The sequence below is a fragment of the Mesorhizobium sp. M7A.F.Ca.US.007.01.2.1 genome, from assembly GCF_003998165.1.
Taxonomy (GTDB): domain Bacteria; phylum Pseudomonadota; class Alphaproteobacteria; order Rhizobiales; family Rhizobiaceae; genus Mesorhizobium; species Mesorhizobium ciceri.
This window is the reverse complement of sequence record NZ_RZQP01000132.1, coordinates 1-17316: the sequence shown is the minus strand read 5'-3', so window position 1 is coordinate 17316 and position 17316 is coordinate 1. Positions and strand designations below refer to the sequence as shown.

The 17316-nt window shown below is 62.5% G+C and carries 21 protein-coding genes and 1 riboswitch; of the genes, 3 read left to right on the top strand and 18 right to left on the bottom strand.

All coding sequences use genetic code 11. The features are described 5' to 3' along the window. The 9 genes from EN949_RS22005 to EN949_RS21965 all read right to left on the bottom strand — a co-directional run. Positions 1-152, bottom strand: a 152-nt coding sequence (locus tag EN949_RS22005) for an aconitase X (RefSeq protein WP_127371774.1), incomplete at its 3' end; no start/stop codon positions are given. A 70-nt stretch (positions 153-222) separates the two neighbouring features. Further along, positions 223-1287, bottom strand: a complete 1065-nt coding sequence (locus EN949_RS22000; protein WP_127366982.1) for an ABC transporter ATP-binding protein — start codon at positions 1285-1287, stop codon at positions 223-225. Continuing rightward, positions 1287-2075 (bottom strand): ABC transporter permease, encoded by a 789-nt coding sequence (locus EN949_RS21995; protein WP_013530807.1) that lies wholly within the window; start codon positions 2073-2075, stop codon positions 1287-1289. Before EN949_RS21995 ends, EN949_RS22000 begins: the two co-directional genes overlap by 1 nt. Beyond that, entirely contained in the window at positions 2075-2938 is an 864-nt protein-coding gene (locus EN949_RS21990) for an ABC transporter permease (protein ID WP_013530806.1), read from the bottom strand. The genes EN949_RS21995 and EN949_RS21990 overlap by 1 nt, the downstream gene beginning before the upstream one ends. 64 nt (positions 2939-3002) lie before the next feature. Then, complete coding sequence (locus EN949_RS21985) at positions 3003-4064, bottom strand: ABC transporter substrate-binding protein (RefSeq protein ID WP_127366983.1); 1062 nt, start codon at positions 4062-4064, stop codon at positions 3003-3005. Between the two features lie 57 nt (positions 4065-4121). Next, positions 4122-5093: a PfkB family carbohydrate kinase gene (locus EN949_RS21980; protein ID WP_127366984.1), complete on the bottom strand. Its 972-nt coding sequence runs from the start codon at positions 5091-5093 to the stop codon at positions 4122-4124. Continuing rightward, positions 5090-6130, bottom strand: coding sequence for an ADP-ribosylglycohydrolase family protein (locus EN949_RS21975; protein WP_063168552.1), 1041 nt, complete (start codon positions 6128-6130; stop codon positions 5090-5092). Before EN949_RS21975 ends, EN949_RS21980 begins: the two co-directional genes overlap by 4 nt. Positions 6131-6133: 3 nt before the next feature. Beyond that, entirely contained in the window at positions 6134-6859 is a 726-nt protein-coding gene (locus EN949_RS21970) for a GntR family transcriptional regulator (RefSeq protein WP_013530802.1), read from the bottom strand. Between the two features lie 229 nt (positions 6860-7088). Further along, on the bottom strand, positions 7089-7358 hold the full coding sequence (locus EN949_RS21965) for a DUF982 domain-containing protein (protein WP_013530801.1): 270 nt from the start codon (positions 7356-7358) through the stop codon (positions 7089-7091). A gap of 84 nt (positions 7359-7442) precedes the next feature. Between EN949_RS21965 and EN949_RS21960 the strand changes: the two genes are divergently transcribed. Then, positions 7443-7700, top strand: a complete 258-nt coding sequence (locus EN949_RS21960) for a hypothetical protein (protein WP_013530800.1) — start codon at positions 7443-7445, stop codon at positions 7698-7700. A 282-nt stretch (positions 7701-7982) separates the two neighbouring features. Here EN949_RS21960 and EN949_RS21955 read toward each other — a convergent pair whose 3' ends face one another. The 6 genes from EN949_RS21955 to EN949_RS21930 all read right to left on the bottom strand — a co-directional run bounded on the left by EN949_RS21955 (position 7983) and on the right by EN949_RS21930 (position 12603). Then, positions 7983-8180 carry a DUF3309 family protein gene (locus tag EN949_RS21955; RefSeq protein ID WP_082826496.1) on the bottom strand — a complete coding sequence of 66 codons (198 nt, stop codon included), beginning with the start codon at positions 8178-8180 and terminating at the stop codon, positions 7983-7985. Between the two features lie 313 nt (positions 8181-8493). Continuing rightward, positions 8494-9099, bottom strand: coding sequence for an isoprenylcysteine carboxylmethyltransferase family protein (locus tag EN949_RS21950; RefSeq protein WP_245459051.1), 606 nt, complete (start codon positions 9097-9099; stop codon positions 8494-8496). Positions 9100-9361: 262 nt separating this feature from the next. Next, a complete protein-coding gene (locus tag EN949_RS21945; protein ID WP_063168553.1) occupies positions 9362-10384 on the bottom strand; it encodes an ABC transporter substrate-binding protein in 1023 nt (340 codons plus the stop codon). After that, positions 10377-11144 (bottom strand): ABC transporter ATP-binding protein, encoded by a 768-nt coding sequence (locus tag EN949_RS21940; RefSeq protein WP_063168554.1) that lies wholly within the window; start codon positions 11142-11144, stop codon positions 10377-10379. The genes EN949_RS21945 and EN949_RS21940 overlap by 8 nt, the downstream gene beginning before the upstream one ends. Further along, complete coding sequence (locus EN949_RS21935) at positions 11141-11902, bottom strand: ABC transporter permease (RefSeq protein WP_244514357.1); 762 nt, start codon at positions 11900-11902, stop codon at positions 11141-11143. Before EN949_RS21935 ends, EN949_RS21940 begins: the two co-directional genes overlap by 4 nt. Before the next feature lie 92 nt (positions 11903-11994). Next, positions 11995-12603 carry a YkoF family thiamine/hydroxymethylpyrimidine-binding protein gene (locus tag EN949_RS21930; RefSeq protein WP_063170276.1) on the bottom strand — a complete coding sequence of 203 codons (609 nt, stop codon included), beginning with the start codon at positions 12601-12603 and terminating at the stop codon, positions 11995-11997. Then, positions 12594-12707, bottom strand: a riboswitch (TPP riboswitch). It overlaps the preceding gene by 10 nt. 184 nt (positions 12708-12891) lie before the next feature. Here EN949_RS21930 and EN949_RS21925 point away from each other — a divergent pair. Then, positions 12892-13209 (top strand): hypothetical protein, encoded by a 318-nt coding sequence (locus EN949_RS21925; RefSeq protein ID WP_013530794.1) that lies wholly within the window; start codon positions 12892-12894, stop codon positions 13207-13209. Positions 13210-13278: 69 nt separating this feature from the next. Here the strand turns inward: EN949_RS21925 and msrA are convergent, their stop codons facing one another. Then, a complete protein-coding gene (gene msrA / locus EN949_RS21920; RefSeq protein WP_013530793.1) occupies positions 13279-13797 on the bottom strand; it encodes a peptide-methionine (S)-S-oxide reductase MsrA in 519 nt (172 codons plus the stop codon). 82 nt (positions 13798-13879) lie between these two features. After that, positions 13880-15427: a glycosyltransferase family 39 protein gene (locus EN949_RS21915; RefSeq protein ID WP_063170277.1), complete on the bottom strand. Its 1548-nt coding sequence runs from the start codon at positions 15425-15427 to the stop codon at positions 13880-13882. Between the two features lie 299 nt (positions 15428-15726). On the opposite strand from EN949_RS21915, the gene EN949_RS21910 reads away from it, so the two are divergent. After that, positions 15727-16434, top strand: coding sequence for a hypothetical protein (locus EN949_RS21910; protein WP_013530791.1), 708 nt, complete (start codon positions 15727-15729; stop codon positions 16432-16434). 85 nt (positions 16435-16519) lie between these two features. On the opposite strand, the gene EN949_RS36610 is transcribed toward EN949_RS21910, so the two are convergent. Then, positions 16520-16666 (bottom strand): hypothetical protein, encoded by a 147-nt coding sequence (locus tag EN949_RS36610; protein WP_245459048.1) that lies wholly within the window; start codon positions 16664-16666, stop codon positions 16520-16522. Positions 16667-17316 lie beyond the last annotated feature (650 nt).

Genomic DNA, 17316 nt, shown 5'->3' with positions numbered 1-17316 from the left:
CAGCCATCGATATGGGCGCCGGCAATGTCGAGCAGGCTGCCCGCCCCGATCGCGTTGGAAAAGGCGACCAGGATTTTCATGGCAGCAGCCGCTGACAGGCCATGCTCGCCGTCGAGCATGGATCGGTCGCGTGCAGTCAGTTCCAGGGTCATCGGTATGCTCCGGGTCGTGCCCGTCTATGCTGTCCCTGATTGCGGACGGTCTGGCAAGACCCGGTGAGGATCAGTTCGCCGCGATCAACACCGTGCTTTCAGGCGACCAGCGCAGCACGACATCCTGACCTTCTGCCAGCCGTTCCATGCCGGTATTCTGCACAATCACTTTCAACGTCTGACCAGCACGCTCGACGAAATAGGTGCTGTTGCTGCCGGCGAAGATGCGCTTGGAAACCTGTCCCTTGAGCATGTTGGCGTTGCCATCCGGTGCTCCGGCATCCCTGGCGATGCGGATGCGTTCGGGCCGCACGGCGCAGCTCGCCCTGGCGCCGGCGGCAAGCTTGGCACCCACACCAGCGGCAATCGCCGTTCCGTCCGCAAGCCTGATGCCATCGCCCGTGCTGTCGCCGCGAAAAATGTTGGCGTCGCCGAGGAAGGTGGCGGCGAACTCGCTCTTCGGCCTGTCATAGATCTCCTCCGGCGGCCCCTCCTGCACCAGCCTGCCGTCGCGCAATATGCCGATGCGGTCGCTCATCGTCAGCGCTTCTTCCTGGTCGTGCGTGACGAAGATGGTGGTGATGCCGATCTCGCGCTGGATGCGCTTGAGCTCGATCTGCATATCGACGCGCAGCGCCTTGTCGAGCGCGCCGAGCGGCTCGTCGAGCAGCAGCACGCGCGGCTTGGTGACGATAGCGCGGGCGAGAGCCACACGCTGCCGCTGCCCGCCGGAGAGTTGGTGCGGCCGGCGGCCACCAAGCTTGCCGAGCTGCACCAGATCGAGCGCGCGCTGCACCTCCGTTGCAATCACCGCCTTGGCCTCGCCGCGCACCGACAGGCCGAAGGCGACATTGTCGGCTACGCTCATATTGGGAAACAGCGCATAGTTCTGGAACACCATGCCGATGCGCCGCTTTTCGACCGGCACCCGCTCGACGCTCTCGCCGCCGATGGTGATGCGGCCCGAATCGGGAAAATCGAAACCGGCAATCTGGCGCAGCAGCGTGGTCTTGCCGCTGCCCGACGGCCCCAGCAGCGCATAGAATCCGCCATCGGCGAAATCGATGGAGACATTGTCCAGCGCCTTGTGTGCGCCGAAACTGCGCGAGACATCAGATACCTGCACGCCGGCCATTATTTCTCTCCGCCGAATTTGAAGAACCGCGCCGTGAGCAGCATCAGCGCCATCGACACGACAATGATGATCGTCGAGACCGCATTGATCTCGGGCGTGAATCCTTTGCGGATCGCGGCGTAGATTTCCACCGGCAGCGTCGTCTGCCCAGGCGTCGCCAGGAAATAGGACACCACGAACTGGTCGAACGACACTGCAAACGCAAACAGCCCTCCGGCAATGACGCCTGGCATGATCCAAGGCAGCGTGACGCGCCTCGTTACCTGCCACTGGTTGGCGCCGAGCGAGCGTGCCGCCTCTTCCAGCTCCGGCGCGAAGGTCTGCAGCCGGGCCGAGACGACGACGATGACATAGGGCAGCGCCAGTGCGACATGGCCAAGCAGGATCGCATGCAGCCCGCGACCGATGCCGACGCCGAAAAAGAAGATCAGCATCGCCGTGCCGGTGATCAGCCACGGAATGGCGATCGGCGGAAACAACAGCGCCTGCAGGAATTTCTTGCCGCGAAACTCATAGCGATAGAGCGCCAGCGATGCCGCCGAGCCGAGCACGACACAGATGACGGTGGTGATGACGGCGATCTCGACGCTGTTCCAGGTGGCGGCGATCAGCTGGTCGTTCTGCCACAGCGAAGCGTACCATTCGGTCGTCCATTCGAACGGCAATTGGTAGAAGGGCGAGACGTTGAACGACATCAGCGCCATGATGATGATCGGCAGATAGAGGAAGGCGAGCAGCAGGCCGATGTAGAAGCGGCCAAGCCATTCGAGGACGCGGGTCGTCGCCATCACGCGGCCCTCCGCAGCACCGGCGACGCCACCGCCAGGATGACCAGCACCACGGCCAGCAGGATGAAGGAAAGCGCGGCACCGAGCGGCCAGTTGAACACGGCGACGAACTGGTCCTCGATGACCGTGCCGTAGAAGGTGCCGGTGCGACCGCCGAGGATGCGCGGCTCCATGAACGAGCCGACGACGGGGACGAAGATCAGGGCCGCACCCGCGACCAATCCGGGCATCGACAGCGGGATGATCACCCGCTTCAGCACCTGTAGCCGTGAAGCGCCAAGCGAACGCCCGGCCTCAATCAGGGAGTCATCGATCGCCTGCAGCGTGAGATAGCAGGTCAGTACCATGTAAGGCACGTAGGAATGCACCAGTCCGATGATGACGGCTGGATAGGAATACATCAGGTCGATATTGATCTTGAACGGCAGCACGGCGTTGAGCGCGGTGTCCAGAATGCCGCCCTCGCGCAAAACCATCGCCCAGGAAAAGATGCGCACCAGCCCGTTCGACCAGAACGGCAAGATGACGAGCAGGAAGATCGCCTCGCGGCTGCGCCCCTTCAGCACTTTGGCGAGCACGTAAGCGGCGGGATAGCCGATGACGACGCACCACAGCGTCACTTCGAGGCCAAGCCGCAGCGAGGCCAGCAGCAGTGTCAGATAGAGGCTTTGTGAGAAGAAGGTGGCATAGTTGCCAAGGGTGAATGTCCACGGCTTTCCCGACAGCGGCAGCTCGGTCATGAACGAGAAAAAGACCATGGCCGAGAGCGGCAGGAAGATCGCCACCGTCAGCCAGAGATAGGCTGGCGCCAGCAGCGGCAATGCCGATCTCAGCCCGCTTCGCGACGCTGTCGCAGCTGCCATGATACCCTCCCCCAGGATTGAAACGCCAGCCGGCGCGAACCGCCGGCTGGCCGGGATGTTGGCTCTATTTCACGTCGACCTTCAACTGCTGCCACAGCGCCAGATAGGCTTCGCGCTGGGCATCGGTGATCGGCGCCTGGAACTGGATGCGTTTGGCCACCTCGGGGTCGCCCATGACCTTGCGGTTGAAGGCATCCTCGGGCAGCGCTTCCACCGCCCTGGTGTTGGCGGAGACAGGAGCACCGACCTTGGTGACCCATTCGACGTAGAATTTCGGGTCGATCATGTAGTTGATGAAAGCCTCGGCGCCGGCGACGTTCTTGGCGCCGACCGGAATGGAAAACGCGTCGAGCCAGGCGACGGCACCCTCCTGCGGCACGACCAGAGAGACCGGCAATTTGAAATGCGTCTTGGCGCGATCGGCCGAGCCGCTCCAGTAGGTGCCGATATCGATCTGGTTGGAGGCGACCATCTGGTTCCAGTCGTTCTCCGAACTCCAGAAGGTCTTGATCTGCGGCATCAGCGAGGTGAGCTTCGCCTTGACCGCATCCATATCCTTGATGTCGTTGATGTTCTGGCCCGTTGCGATGGCGCCAAACTGCACCGCTTCGACGGCATCGTCGCGAATGACGACGCGGCCCTTATGGGCGGCATCCCACATCTCGGCGATGCTCGTCGGCGGCTTGTCGAAGGATTTGTCGTTGATGGCGAGCGCGGTGAGGCCCCACACCCACGGCACGCCATAGACCTTGCCGTCATGGACGAGCATCGGCGATCCCGCCTTGTCCTTGCTGATGTCGGCGTAGTTCGGCAATTTGGAGACGTCGATCGGCTGGATCAGTTTGCCGTCCATCGCCTGGTCGTTGAAGGCGGCATTGATCATGACCACGTCGTAGAGACCGGGATTGGTCCGGATCTTGGTCAGCATTTCCTGTTCGGAATTGAAGAAGTCGTTGACGACCTTGTTGCCGGTCGCTTTTTCGAAAGCCTCCACCGCCCATGGTTCGTCGGCGCCGTATCCCTTCCAGTTGAGCACATGCACTTCGTCAGCCTTGGCGGCGAACGCGAGTACGGAGGTAAAGACGGCAGTCGCCGTCAGCAGAGCAGTCAAGTCGGGCATGCGCATGGTTGGTTCCTCTCTGTGGGTTTGCCCGGTTCCCGGGCTTGTCAGGCTTTCCAGCTGTTATGCATTGGCCTTCTGTGTCCGGCCTGCTCCCGACGGGTCGGCGGCATGGCTCAGGAATGTCTGGATTTGGTGGTCGGTCGGCGCCGACGAGCCGCCATGGCGGGTGACCGATATGGCCGCTGCCGCATTGGCATAGCGCGCTGCCTCGAAGGGCGGGATGCCGCGCGCCAGCGCGCTGACGAAAGCACCGATATGGGTGTCGCCAGCGCCATTGGTGTCGATGGCGGTGACCTTGAAGCCGGCAACGGTCTGCGCCGTGCCGTCGGCCAACCTGATATGGCAACCCTTTGCCCCGGAGCGGATGACCACGCCCGCTGCTTTCGGGCAGTGGTCGCCCAGCAGCCGTACCGCGAGGCCCTCGACATCGCCTGGGCCGGCAATCTCGGCGGCTTCCGTCGTGTTGCAGCTCAGCCATGTGGTGCGGGCAAGCACCCGCGACAGGATGGGACGCGGAATGTCCGTGATGACCGGCGTCGGGTCGAAGACGAAGGGAATACCTGCCGGCAGCGCCTCGATCCAATCAGTGAGCGCATCGCGACTCTTAGGGTAGCTCAGCGTGTAGCCGGAGGTGAACACCCAGTCTCCCGGCGCCACCGCGACCGGCGCCATCATGTCGAGGCTGAGAACGCTCTCCGCACCAGGCCACGACACGAAGGTGCGTTCGGCGTCGCTCGAGATCATGGCGACGCAGTTGCCGCTGTCCATCACGGGCGATGGCGGCGTCAGTGTCTCGATACCCTCGGCTATGAAAGCAGCGCGCAGGAAATCGCCATTGGGCCCGCTGCCGAGTTGGCCGCCGAACACCACCTGCCTGCCGGTGCGGCTGGCCGCCACCATCATGTTGAAGCCACCGCCGGCGACCTGGGCAAAGCTCGATGCCGTCTTTTCCATGCCGGGCGCCGGCAGGGCGTCGATGCGGTAGACATAGTCGACCACGGCACTGCCGACATGGACGAGACGGCCGCTCATTCCGCCGCGTCCTTGCCGGAACCGATTTTCGCCATCCTTGCTGCCACGAGATCGGCGGCGAGCGCGCGAACCTCCGACATGTCGAGGCCGACAAGCCGGGCGATATGCTGTTGCGGCAATCGGGAAAAACCGCTGCAGGCGCCGGCCATGCCGGCAGCGATGGCGCCGATCGTATCGGTGTCGCCGCCGAGATTGGCGCTGATGACGGCTGCTTGCCATGGGTCGCCACGCGCGACTTCCAGCACGGCGAAGGCCGCCGGAACGGATTCCTGGCTGGCGACGCCGGTGCCAACCAGATCGGTGATCAGCCGGATCGCATCCCTGATCGCCTTGCCGTGTACGATGTCTTGCGCCCAGACGATGCGCGCGGCGATGTCGCCGCCGGTCACCCAATGTCCGAGTGTCGCCCCTCGCCTCGCCGCCGCGACCGCGCTGGCGGAAGCGTCGCGCCAGCCACCGCCGGCGACGCCGCGGCTGACGGCTGCCGCAACGGCAGCGGCGGAGGCGATGGCAATCGAGGTGTTGTGCGTGGCCCGGCAGGTCTCAGCCACCTTGCCGACGAATCCTTCCAACGGTTCGAGCGGCATCATGATGCCGACCGGCGCGATACGCATCGCCGCACCATTGGTGTCGCCGCTGCGCCCCGCTTCCTCAGCCGGCATACCATTGTTGATGGCGTCGATGGCGCGTTTGGTCGATGGCCCCAAAAGGTCATAGCTGCCACGCGCCTTAACCTCGCGTTCCCAGTCGAGCAGCGCATTGACCCAGCGCGCGTGGTCGAAACGGTCGCCGGATTCGACCAGGATGCGGCCGAGCAGCAACGCCTGCTCGGTATCGTCGGTGATGGTGCCGGCGGCCAATCCCTTCGACACCGGATGATCCGGGAAAGGCTCGATGAAATCCTCAACATGGCCGTAGAGTTCGGCAATGCGAACCGGCGACAAAAGCTGCGTCGGCATGCCGAGCGCATCGCCCAGCGCTCCGCCGACAAGCGCCCCCATGGCGCGGTCAATAGCCTTGCTGGTCGCATCCGACATCGCTCAGAACCTCATATGCAGCGCAAAATGCGCCGGATTGAGCAGGCTGGTGACGTACTCGATCGGCCGGTCGTCGGCGGCGCGCGTCAGCCGGCGGCCACGCAGGAAAGGCGTGCCTTGCGGGCAGCCGAGGATGGCCGCATCCTCGGCATTGAGCATCTCGATCTCGACCCATTCCTCGCCATGGTCGGGAATGAGGCCGGCGACGCGCAGCGTCTGGTGCAGCGAGCCCTCGCGCAATCCGCGCAACGGTACGTCCTCGAGCTCGGAGGACAATGGCAACCGGCTGCGCTCGATGGAGATCGCATGGCCGTCGCTGGCGTTGGTGCGCACCCGGTCGACGGCGATGAAGAACGGGCTTTCGATGCCAAGCAGCGCAGCCAGATCGGGGTCTTCGATGACCTCCAGCCGCAGCGTCCGCGTCTCGGCATTGGCGCCGGCATCGGCCAGCGCGCGCGACCAGCCGATCGAGTCGTCGACCGGCTTGCCGTCGAAGGTGACGAACGAGCCGATACCAACCTTGGTCGTGATCAGCCCGCGGCTGGACAGTTCCTCGAGGCCTTTGCGGACCGTATTGCGGCTAACGGAGAAGCGCTGGACGAGTTCGTTCTCGCTTTGAAGGCGGTCGCCGAAACCGAGGACGCCGGAACGGATCTCATGTTCGAGGACGGTGGCGATCTGCTCGGGCTTGCCCGTGCCGGGAGACAGTTGAACCGCGCGCCGCTTCATAAGGGTACCTGTTCAATGAACCTGTATAATCCTGTTCAATACCGAGGCCCGGATGCTATGTCAACAGATGCCGAAGACTGACCAACAGGCAGCGAAATGTGCGGGATAACCGTGCAGGGCGTGCCGAGAGGCAGGTCAATAGCCCTGAAAAGCCGGTCGGCGATCGCCAAAAAGGGGCATACATCAAGGGGATGGAGCCAGATCCTGATTCAATTTCACCAGGGACAGGCTACGGGATCGACACCTCACGCGGTTCGACGAGGATGTCCGCCTCGATAGCGGCGTTGATGAACGCCGCTCTTGCCGCCGAGACTTCTTTCTTTCCCTCGAGCACGGCCAGACAGGCCTTGCGGGCAACCATATGCTTTTGCCCGGTCGCAACCGGCCAGCGGTTCAGCAGGATGTCGGCAGCCTGAGCGACCCGCTCCACGTTGAAGATCGAGTTTCGCGATCGGCCGAGCGCAATCCTGACCGGCTCATCGAAACGCTGATCTTGCACGATGCCACTCCCCAAAGTCGGCATTCATCGATTCGCGGCCTTCAACCCCGAGCAATGTGATAGGTTCTGCGCCAAAGGTGCAAGATGTCCGATTCCAGTGGCCAGAAAAATCCCAGGCTGATCGTCGTGGTCGCGTTCGATCGCGGTGAGGATGGCGAGTTGTTCCCAGCCTTTGGACCCGCCGACCAGCAGAGCGAGGATCGCGCCATACGCACCGCCAGGGCTCTGACGGCAAAGCATTCCGGCGTCATCGCCTGGAGCCGTGAGGCCGATCCGACGCTGGGCGAATATGGTCCGCCGAACACGCTCTTCGTCAGCGGTGACGTGCCTGACATGGAGTAGTCGACTGGCGCCAGCATCTGAACGCCTCGCCCATAGGGTTTGATGCGAGCCGGTTTTGCCTCGCCAGCAAGCAAAAGCCCGCTACGGTGAACCGGAGCGGGCCTTGGAGGAGGACAAGGGGTGGGACCCTCTCCTCTTGTTTCCACGGGGGGGTGTGGACCGCAATGACCATACGAAAGTTTTGCAGAGTGCAGGATCACAAGCCGGCTTGCCTGCATCACAATCCGGTGCACGCCGACATTGGGGCGCTCACGAGATTGCGATCAGTTGGCGATAACCCGGCTAGATGCACCCGAGTACGACAAGCACGATGACGATGAGCAGCACGAGCCCAAGGCCGCCGCCGCCATAGGAGCCGGCGCCGTAGGATTGAACCTCGCAGCTGCGATGTTCAAAAGACGAGCGCTCCAAAGGCCTACCGTTCCGCGATTGTGGCGGGCATCGCGCGGAAGAAGTCACGCCAGCAACAGAAACGGCCATCCTGGTGACGGCAACCAGAATTTAATTCCGGCACGCCTGTGGACCGCAGAAAGCCCACCAGCGTGGCGGGCTTTCCGATCGGCCGGAGATGGCGAGAAGCCGATTGCAGAAGCAATTACGCGAGGTAGTGAGTTTCAGCTTCACAGAGAGAGAATACTGAAATTGAAGTGTGGTATATATATCTCAAAATTTCTGAAATAAACGCCAGTAAAAGTCGCAATATTAGCTTGCACAAACAATGCGCAGGTCTATTGACGATCGAACGTTGCCAGTGTGGTTGCAGACCGAACGATTCTGCGCGCCGGGGCGCCTGTCAAACGACGCCGTAGAACAGCCTGTAGTGGACGCGCTTCATATAGTCCCGATACTCCGGCGTGACGGCCAGCAGCGCCTCTTCACGCAGGATGCGGTGCACCTGGAAGAAGGTGATCACCGCGTAGACGGCTAGATTGTAGAAGGAAAAGGCCGACAGCAGGAACAAGAGATGGCCGGCAAGATAGCCGGCATAGATCGGATGCCGCACCAGACGGTAGGCACCGCCTGTCATCACGCCGCGATTGCCCGGCAGAATGGCGAAAGAACGCCCCAGCGATATCTTTCCCCAGATTACGAACCCCAACGCCAGGGCCTGCAGCGGCGCCGCAACATGGACCGGGATGATGGCCACGCCCGGCTCCAGGTCGATGAAACCGACACCGAAGCTGGCGATCACGGAGACAACCACCGTGAGCGGGTTCCAGTCGCGAACCTTCGGCCGACGCGACAGAAGCAGCCAGGTAAAGGTCAGGATCTCGGAAATTGCCACCAGCGCCACATTGATGCGCGTCGGGTCGAGCATCAGGTGATACACGCCGCGGTAGACGAACATGCCCGCGAAGGCCAGCGCGCAGATCCGAAAGAAACCTTCCCGCAAATCCACCAGGATCTCACGCTTTCGGGCTGCGGACAGAATCCTGCCGTCACTGACGTGCGAAAGCGCCTCGCTTTTTGATATGAGCAATGCAGACACCCCAATGATCCCTCAGGGCGACCTTTGCACGCAACCATTGCCGGGCAGTTAATCAACAAGATCAGATCGGTATTAAACTGGCTGTCGGGGAGCCAGGGCGCCACTTCCAGACGACCTGCTCCACGCGGTCGCCAAGAAAGACTGGCGACCCATGTCATTTGGTTTTGCCAGACTAGCTCAGATAGTCGTTGCGGAAATAGCTCCCGAAATCCGGACGTCGAGCAACCAGCTTGCCGTCGGAATCGCGCAAAATGCCGGAGGCGAAGAGATAGTCGCCAATCGCTTCCATCTTGGCCGGATCCATCGTCCCGATGGCCCCGCTTTGGCTGCGTAGATAATGGCCGTCGATCAATGCCTTCAGCGAGGCGTGGATCAGCGCCGGATTGGTCAAGGCATCCTTGTTTGCAGCGATCAGCAGGGTTGCCGCATCGTCGGGGTGGTCGACAGCGAACTGGTAGCCGCGTCGCGTCGCCTGAACGAAGTCGGCCGCAGGCTTGGGATTGGCCTGGAGATAGGCTTCGCTCGAAGAGATCAGCGTCGTGTGCTCATCAGGCACGCCATAATCGGCATAGACGAAGCTGCGCTGCTTGACGCCCCTGAGTTCGGCTTCGACACCCTCCCAGGTCGAGACTTCGAGCGTGAAATCGACCGACCCATTGGCCAGCGCCTCATAGGCTGAGGTGCCGAGCGTCACCGTCTCGAAATTGCCCTTGCCGCCGTCGTGGCGAATGATGGTCGATATCAGCGCGTTTTCCCAGGCACTGCCGAAGCCGCCATAGATCAAGCCGTCGAGGCTTCTTGGGCTTTTGATCTCGTTGCGTGCCGCATTGAAGACCACGCGGCCTGTTTCGGATTGCACCACCGCATAGACGCCCTTCAGATCCGCCCCGGCGGTTCTCTGGGTGAACAGGCTGATGGTGCCGTTGATGCCGAAATCGGCGACGCGGTTTGCGACCAGCGTGCCCGCACCGGTATCGCTGTAGGGCAGGATGTCGACCTCGAGCCCGGCTTCGCGATAAAACCCTTTGTCGCGGGCGACGAACAGTCCGATGTGGTTGGTATTGACCGTCCAGTCGAGGGCGACGGTGACCTTTTGTGCCGCCGATTGTGCTCGAGCCCGACCCGTCCCGGCAATCAAGGGAAGGCCGGTGGCAAGGGTCAGCAACAAGGCCTGCCGGCGCGTCAAGTCAGTCATGATCGTGTCCTTTGGATGGATTGGGGTTGAGGATGATGTCGAGGATTTCGGCCTCGAGCGCGCTTGCCTGGCGCGCGGCATCGCCGCCAAGGCTGCGCGGGCGCGGCAACGGCACCCTGATTTCACGCACGATGCGGGCCGGGCGCGCCGACAGCACATAGATGCGGTCGGACAGGAACACGGCTTCGCGCACGTCATGGGTGATCAAGAGCGCCGTCCAGCGATGATGCCGCCACATCTGTTCGAGCCAGCGCTGCATGGCGGTGCGGGTCAGCGCATCGAGCGCGCCGAACGGCTCGTCGAGCAGGAGCATGTCGCGCTCCTGCACCACGGTGCGCAGCAAGGCCGCGCGCTGGCGCATGCCGCCGGACAGCTGCGCGGGAAAATGCCGCTCGAAGCCGGCAAGCCCGAATTCGGCAAACAACGGCGCAACGCGCGCCCGCGCCGCCTGTCTCCTCATACCTTGCACTTCGAGCCCGAGCGTCGTGTTGTCGAGGATGCGCCGCCATGGCATCAGCGCGTCGCGCTGCGGCATGAAGGCGAAGTGCCTGCCGTGGTCGTCGAGCCGCGCGCCGTCGAACAACATCTCGCCCTCGCCATGCTCGGCGCCGGTCAGAAGCTGGAACAGCGTCGACTTGCCGGCACCCGAGGGTCCAAGGATCGAGACGAACTCACCAGCGCCGACGCTGAGCGAAATATCGGCCAGCACGTCGAGCCCACCGAACGCCTTGTGCACATGCCGCAGTTCGAGCCGGCTCATCGCCAGGCCCCCTTCCCGGCAGTTTCCCTGTCGGCTCGCTCCCAGGGCATGGCAAGGCGCTGCAGCAACACGGTCAACCCGAACAGGACAAGGGTCAGCGCCGCGCTGACACCGACGGCGGCAAGAACCAGATCAGGACGGAAATTGTTTTTGGCGTTGAGCATGTAGATGCCCAGACCCTTCGCGGCACCGGCATATTCAGCGAAGATGGCGCCGACCACCGCATAGGTGATGGAGATCCTCAACCCGGCAAAGAAGTAAGGCAGCGCCGAAGGCAGCCGCGCCAGCAGGAAGATGCGCCAGCGCCCTGCCCCCATGGCGCGCAGCATTTGCCCGATCTCGGCCTCGGTCGCCTCATAGCCTTCGACCAATGCAACCAGCATCGGAAAAAAGGTGACCAGCGCCACCAGCATGATCTTGGGCGCCAGCCCGAAGCCGAACCACAGCACCACCAGCGGCGCGACCGCCACCAGCGGCAAGGTCTGGCTGACGATGAAGACGGGAAACAACGCACGCCGCAGCGGCTGGAAGAAGTCGACCAGCATCGACAGCACGAAGGCGGCGCTGAGCGAACAGGCAAAGCCAAGAAGCGTGGCACGGATGGTCGGAACGGCATTGTCGGCCAGCGCCTCGCGATTGAGCATCGCTTGCTCGAAGACGCGTGACGGCGCCGGCAGTATCGTGGCCCTGATGCCGGAATAGGTGGCATAAAGCTCCCACGCCAGCAGGAGCAAACCGGCCGAGATCATGGCCGGCATTGCCTTGACGAGAAAGCTCGCGATCGGGCGCGAAGCGACTGATGATGAGACCACGGGAGATAACCTTTGACGGCCGCGAGAGCGGCGCGGCTTCAGACGGCCGACGGGCTGTTGGCCGAGACCGTGACGTCGAGGGTTACGTGGCCAGCGCCTGGTCCGAAACGGCAGAAAGCCTCGTCCAGCGCCGAAAAGATCGCACCGGCATCACCGCGCAGTTTCGTGCAGAAATGTTTGGAGCGCTCATAGACGCCGGACTGCTTGAGAAAGTCTATGCAGCCGTAGATCTCGTCCATGTGGTCGTCTGTGCCCATCACATAGAGCGAGAACTGCGCCGCCGCCGGCTGGCCGGTGGCAGCAGCATTGCGCACCGCCGCGATGGCCGCGTCCTTGCGGGGGCCGAGTGGACCGACGGGCCCGCCAAACGCATCGGAGCGGCAGATCGGATCGTCCGGCTCGCCAGGGCAGCCGCGCGAGATGGTGGCCGACAACACGCAATGTTTGCCGCTGCGTGCCGCCGCCACGAAGAGGTCGCGCATGGCAGGAAACAGCACTTCGGGCGGCCCGATCAGCAAGGTCGAGATGTCGTCGGTCTCGATCCTGAGTTTGTCGCGCCAGGGATCGAGCGCACCGAGCGCGCCAAGGATGACACCGACGAAATCGTCGGTCATGGGATATAGGGAAATCTGTGCGCCTGAAAACATCGCCCGCCTCGCTCCGCTGGTATTACCCAGATCAGCTTCTAGGGTCTGTGGGCTTGCCGCCCCCGTCTCAGCCCCGACCGTACGGAGCACCCCTGTGGATGTGCGCCTTAAAGCATCATTCGAGTTGAAGGAAAAGCCGTTTTTTTTATCGCACTGCGCCAAAAGCATTGCGCCAGGGCGGGAGCGGTTGGCTCTGCCGGCGCGAGAATTTATCGGGAACCTTCACCAGGCCGCGAGGTTGTCCCACCAGTCGCTACGCGACGAGTTCACAGACAATGGAGACAAACCATGTTCATGAAAATCCTCGCAGCTTCGGCGCTCACCATTGGCCTGGCGACATCGGCCATGGCGCAGAGCAATGGCACAAGCGGCACCGACGGATCCGGCGGCAGCGGCAAGTCGGTCACCGTCGACCCAAATACGCCGGCTTCGCCGAACACGGTAGACCCCGGCACGACCAACAGTACGACGGTAGCACCGGGCGCCACGAATTCAAACGCGGATGAAAATTGCCCTGCCCATCCGCAGGGCGCACAGCCCGATGCCAGTGGAACGTCGCCGGGCACCACCGCGCCGACAGTTAATGACAACCATTGCGGCAAGTAGGAATTGCAATGAAAAGAAGCCGCGGAGCGAGCGCTCCGCGGCTTCTCAAATCCTGTCGTATCAGTGTATCTACGGCACCGCTTTTTCCCGAACCGGCAGCTTCCACCCCGGCCTGACGAAGTGGCAGGTGTATCCGTTGGGGTATTTCTCCAGATAGTCCTGATGCTCGGGCTCGGCTTCCCAGAAGGGGCCAACGGGTGCGACTTCGGTGACGACCTTGCCCGGCCACAGGCCCGAGGCATCGACATCGGCGATCGTGTCCTCGGCGATGCGCTTCTGTTCGTCGCTGGTGTAATAGATCGCCGAGCGATAACTCGTCCCGACATCGTTGCCCTGGCGGTTGCGGGTCGTCGGATCGTGGATCTGGAAAAAGCGTTCCAGCAGCGTGCGATAGCTTATGATGGCCGGATCGAAATTGATCTCGATGGCTTCGGCATGGCTGCCGTGGTTGCGGTAGGTGGCGTTGGGCACGTCGCCGCCGCTGTAGCCAACACGGGTGGAAATGACGCCGGGATAGCGCCGTATCAAATCCTGCATACCCCAGAAGCAGCCACCGGCAAGGACTGCGCGTTCGGTCGAAGTCGCCATATCACGTCTCCTCAAAGGCAAGTTTGTCTGGACATAGATGGGCATTGTCACCTGCTTCGTCCAGCGGACCGGCGGATCTGCTTCAGTTGCTCGGTCGGGCGAGGCCGTCGATAGCACCCGGCAACTGCCGCGCGCCAGGCGGAATGGCTGCGAAGCTGATCGCCACCGGCGGCGCCTTGAGCGACCAGTCGAAAAGAACGGTTTTGATCGGGATGTCGCCCACCCACGCCTGCAGATAAGATGGCACATCGCGCCCGGGCCAGACCAGCAATATGCCATGCTCGCGCAGCCGCTCCTTGGTGATCCAGGGGGCGTACTGCATGTTCAGTTCGGTGAAGATCGACGGCTTGTCATAGGCATTGAGGCCCGCCAGCGGCGCAATAAGGGCATGGCCGCCGACGATGTCGAGCCGATCGGGCGTCGCAGCGTGCCAGACAGCCTCTGCCTCATCCGAGATCTTTTGCGCCGGCCAGCAGACGGCGTCCATGCGCCCACGCAGATTGCATTTCGTCCAGCGGATGCCCGCATAGGCACCGGATATGCCGACAATGGAGATGAGCGCGCAGATCGCCAGCTTTCGCATCTCGATGGCGCCGAGGCGATGGCCCAGCAAGGCGAGCGCCACAACGCCAGCAAGATTGTACATCGGCGCGCCCCAGGCCTCGCCGGCGCCGGTGAACAGGGACGCCACCATGACGAGGATCGCCGGGCCAACCCCCATCCACAAGAGATAGACCAGCGTGCCGCGCCCGACGGGCTTTTGCGGCGCGGGCGAGCGCCGCAGCAGCCCTGATATCGCCAGCACCAGAAGAAAGCCGCAGAGCCCAGCCATCTGGACGCCGATATAATAAAAGCGGGAGCGATGAGCCACCACCCACTGATCGCGCCAGGCGGCATAGGTCAGCGGCAGGAAATCGACGCGGCAGAGTTCGGCGGCCAGTGGAGCGGCGACAGCGCCGAAAACCGCGAGCCCGAGCCATGGCCAGGGCGTGGCGAGCCGACTGCGTGCGCGTGTGTCCGACAGCAGCCAGATCGCCCCGAAAAGCAATAATAGGCCGGTGGAAAGCTTGGCATAGAGCCCGACGCCCGACACCAGCCCGAGCGCCAGCCACCAGCCCGGCCCACCACCACGGCCCGCACGCCACAACAGCCAGCAGATAGCGGCCCAGAAGGGCATCTGCGCGTAGTCATGATTGAACTGTGGGGTCGGCCAGCCGAAGAAATAGAGCGACGGCATCAGAAGCACGGCGGCCAGCGCGCGGGTTCGCCCGAGCATGTCGCGGGCCAGCAGATAGACTAGCACGAAAGTGGCCGAGATCGTTAGCTGAGCCACGAGATATTGCGGCCAGCGGAACGATCCGGTCAGAAGATGGCTGATCTCGAGCAGCCAGCCGGGAAGCTGTGGATGCTTGTAGGTCAACAGCACCCATTCGCGGCCCCACATGAAGCCTTCGACGACATCGTTGGGCGGTGACACGTCGACAAGCGCGGGCGCCACGGTCCAGCACAGGATCTGTGTCAGGCATAAAAGCGCCAGGCCGGCTTCTGGATAGCGCGTCAGCCCCTGCCAGATCGACGACTGCCGCCAGTCGCCTGGAACAGAACTGCCGACCGGCAGCCAACCGTTCATGGGTTCGTCGATTCGCGTCATGCGGTGGATAAATCACACCGGACGGTTTTTGGAACAGCCCAGAACTCGAAGCTTACGAAAATGTAAACTTGGGTGACCATGGCAAAACCAAGATTGAGGCAGAGTTTCGCGCCACCATGCCGCCTCTCTCATCATCACATGCCAGCAGGACAACAATGGAACACGCCGTCCCGGAGCGCCCTGAACATGCCGGGCACGGCGCATCGGGCGTGATCGCGGCAGGCGTCGCCTACGCCTGACCGGTTCCCGTCCCCCAAAAAGCATCCAGGATTTGATAAATGCGCCACCACCATGCCATCATCCACTACCGTGCGCTCGATTTCTGGATGGCCCGTGCGGCCGTTCTCGTCATCATCTGCCTGCAGCTTCTGGTCATCAACAATCTCTCATTCGGACCGCGCTGGCTAGCGCCCGCGCTGGAGGCCGCTCTGCTGCTGCCCTTGTCGGTGGCCACCGCCTGGACACAGGCCGCCACCCGCAAGGCGGTCGAGGACCACGAGTGGCATGCGATCGGCCAGTTTCGGGTCATGATCCGCAGAACAGCCCTGACCATGACCGCCATCATCAGCATCATGAACTGCGGTTCGCTGGTCCTGCTGGTGCGTGCCTTGCTGGAGGGCCATGCCGGCAACAGCGGCACGACGCTGCTGATCGACGCACTCAACATCTGGGTCACCAACGTCATCGTCTTTGCCTTGTGGTTCTGGAGCACCGACCGCGGCGGCCCGCCGACCTGCGGCCTCGTCAAGCTTGCGCAGGCCGATTTCCTGTTCGCGCAGATGACGTTGAACGACCGTGACCTCCGAGATTGGCTGCCCGGTTTCGTCGATTATTTCTTCCTCGCCTTCACCAATGCGACAGCGTTTTCGCCCACCGATACCTTGCCCCTTTCCCAGCGCGCCAAGCTGCTGATGATGGCCGAGGCCATGATCTCGCTGCTGACCATCGCGCTGGTCGCGGCACGCGCGGTCAACATCCTCGCTTGATCGGCCCGACACGCGAAATAGCCCGCCCGGCGCACCGGAACGGGCTATTTTGGGTTGCCTTCGACAGTTGAAATGCAGCGCCGGCCTAGTGGCGCTTGCCCAGCCTGTAGCTGTTGCCGCCCAGCAGGTTCACGCCGAGCCCGCTCAGAACGCCACCGACGATGCCGGTCTTGTTGCCGTTCAGAATGCCTGAGACGACATTGCCGCTCAGGATGTTGTTGCCGCTGAGCACGTCGTTCAGCGCGGTGATCTTGCCAAGGTCGATGGACGGCGAAACATTGATCAGGCTGCTCGAATTGCCTCCTCAGCCGCCCGAACCTCCGCACCCACAACCTGCCTCGGCGGCTCCAACGGACGATGCAACTGCAACAGCGGCGAAAATAACAGTGAACTTGTTCATGAAAGCTACTCCCGTTTGATGATGGAGATGGCTTCCGTCTTCTGTGGTCTACCTCTTGCTTAACAATATATGAACAATTCATCCGCTCAAGTCTTTATCTAGTTTCGGTGCTTCAATCAAAAATTAACAATAATCATTATGCATAACCGACATGATTAACTTGCTTATCACAACGGACGACGACGAGACCGGTCAACTCGAATGCCGCTCAGCAATGGCCGATCGGAAATGCAAAAAAGCCCGCCCCGGCGTGAGCCGAAGCGGGCAGCGGTCGGTCCTGGAAATGAGAGCCACGCCGCGCCAGGTCCACCTGTCTCGGTAATTCCGTCAGGCAGCAGCCAACAGACGACGCGGTGCCAACAGCTACTCCTCCACCCCCGGCTTGAATCTCCGCACCACAAACTCGAACAGCACGTCCGAAATCCACATCGCACAGACGCCGATCAGGAAGGCGGCCGCCAGCGTGGTGGTGTCGTCGGCGG

Excerpts from the sequence above, each read along its gene's own strand:
- EN949_RS22000 (WP_127366982.1), bottom strand. The coding sequence starts at position 1,287 with ATGGCCGGCGTGCAGGTATCTGATGTCTCGCGCAGTTTCGGCGCACAC.
- EN949_RS21995 (WP_013530807.1), bottom strand. The coding sequence starts at position 2,075 with ATGGCGACGACCCGCGTCCTCGAATGGCTTGGCCGCTTCTACATCGGC.
- EN949_RS21990 (WP_013530806.1), bottom strand. The coding sequence starts at position 2,938 with ATGGCAGCTGCGACAGCGTCGCGAAGCGGGCTGAGATCGGCATTGCCG.
- EN949_RS21985 (WP_127366983.1), bottom strand. The coding sequence starts at position 4,064 with ATGCGCATGCCCGACTTGACTGCTCTGCTGACGGCGACTGCCGTCTTT.
- EN949_RS21980 (WP_127366984.1), bottom strand. The coding sequence starts at position 5,093 with ATGAGCGGCCGTCTCGTCCATGTCGGCAGTGCCGTGGTCGACTATGTC.
- EN949_RS21975 (WP_063168552.1), bottom strand. The coding sequence starts at position 6,130 with ATGTCGGATGCGACCAGCAAGGCTATTGACCGCGCCATGGGGGCGCTT.
- EN949_RS21970 (WP_013530802.1), bottom strand. The coding sequence starts at position 6,859 with ATGAAGCGGCGCGCGGTTCAACTGTCTCCCGGCACGGGCAAGCCCGAG.
- EN949_RS21960 (WP_013530800.1), top strand. The coding sequence starts at position 7,443 with ATGTCCGATTCCAGTGGCCAGAAAAATCCCAGGCTGATCGTCGTGGTC.
- EN949_RS21955 (WP_082826496.1), bottom strand. The coding sequence starts at position 8,180 with ATGGCCGTTTCTGTTGCTGGCGTGACTTCTTCCGCGCGATGCCCGCCA.
- EN949_RS21945 (WP_063168553.1), bottom strand. The coding sequence starts at position 10,384 with ATGACTGACTTGACGCGCCGGCAGGCCTTGTTGCTGACCCTTGCCACC.
- EN949_RS21940 (WP_063168554.1), bottom strand. The coding sequence starts at position 11,144 with ATGAGCCGGCTCGAACTGCGGCATGTGCACAAGGCGTTCGGTGGGCTC.
- EN949_RS21935 (WP_244514357.1), bottom strand. The coding sequence starts at position 11,902 with ATGCCGGCCATGATCTCGGCCGGTTTGCTCCTGCTGGCGTGGGAGCTT.
- EN949_RS21930 (WP_063170276.1), bottom strand. The coding sequence starts at position 12,603 with ATGTTTTCAGGCGCACAGATTTCCCTATATCCCATGACCGACGATTTC.
- EN949_RS21925 (WP_013530794.1), top strand. The coding sequence starts at position 12,892 with ATGTTCATGAAAATCCTCGCAGCTTCGGCGCTCACCATTGGCCTGGCG.
- msrA (WP_013530793.1), bottom strand. The coding sequence starts at position 13,797 with ATGGCGACTTCGACCGAACGCGCAGTCCTTGCCGGTGGCTGCTTCTGG.
- EN949_RS21915 (WP_063170277.1), bottom strand. The coding sequence starts at position 15,427 with ATGAACGGTTGGCTGCCGGTCGGCAGTTCTGTTCCAGGCGACTGGCGG.
- EN949_RS21910 (WP_013530791.1), top strand. The coding sequence starts at position 15,727 with ATGCGCCACCACCATGCCATCATCCACTACCGTGCGCTCGATTTCTGG.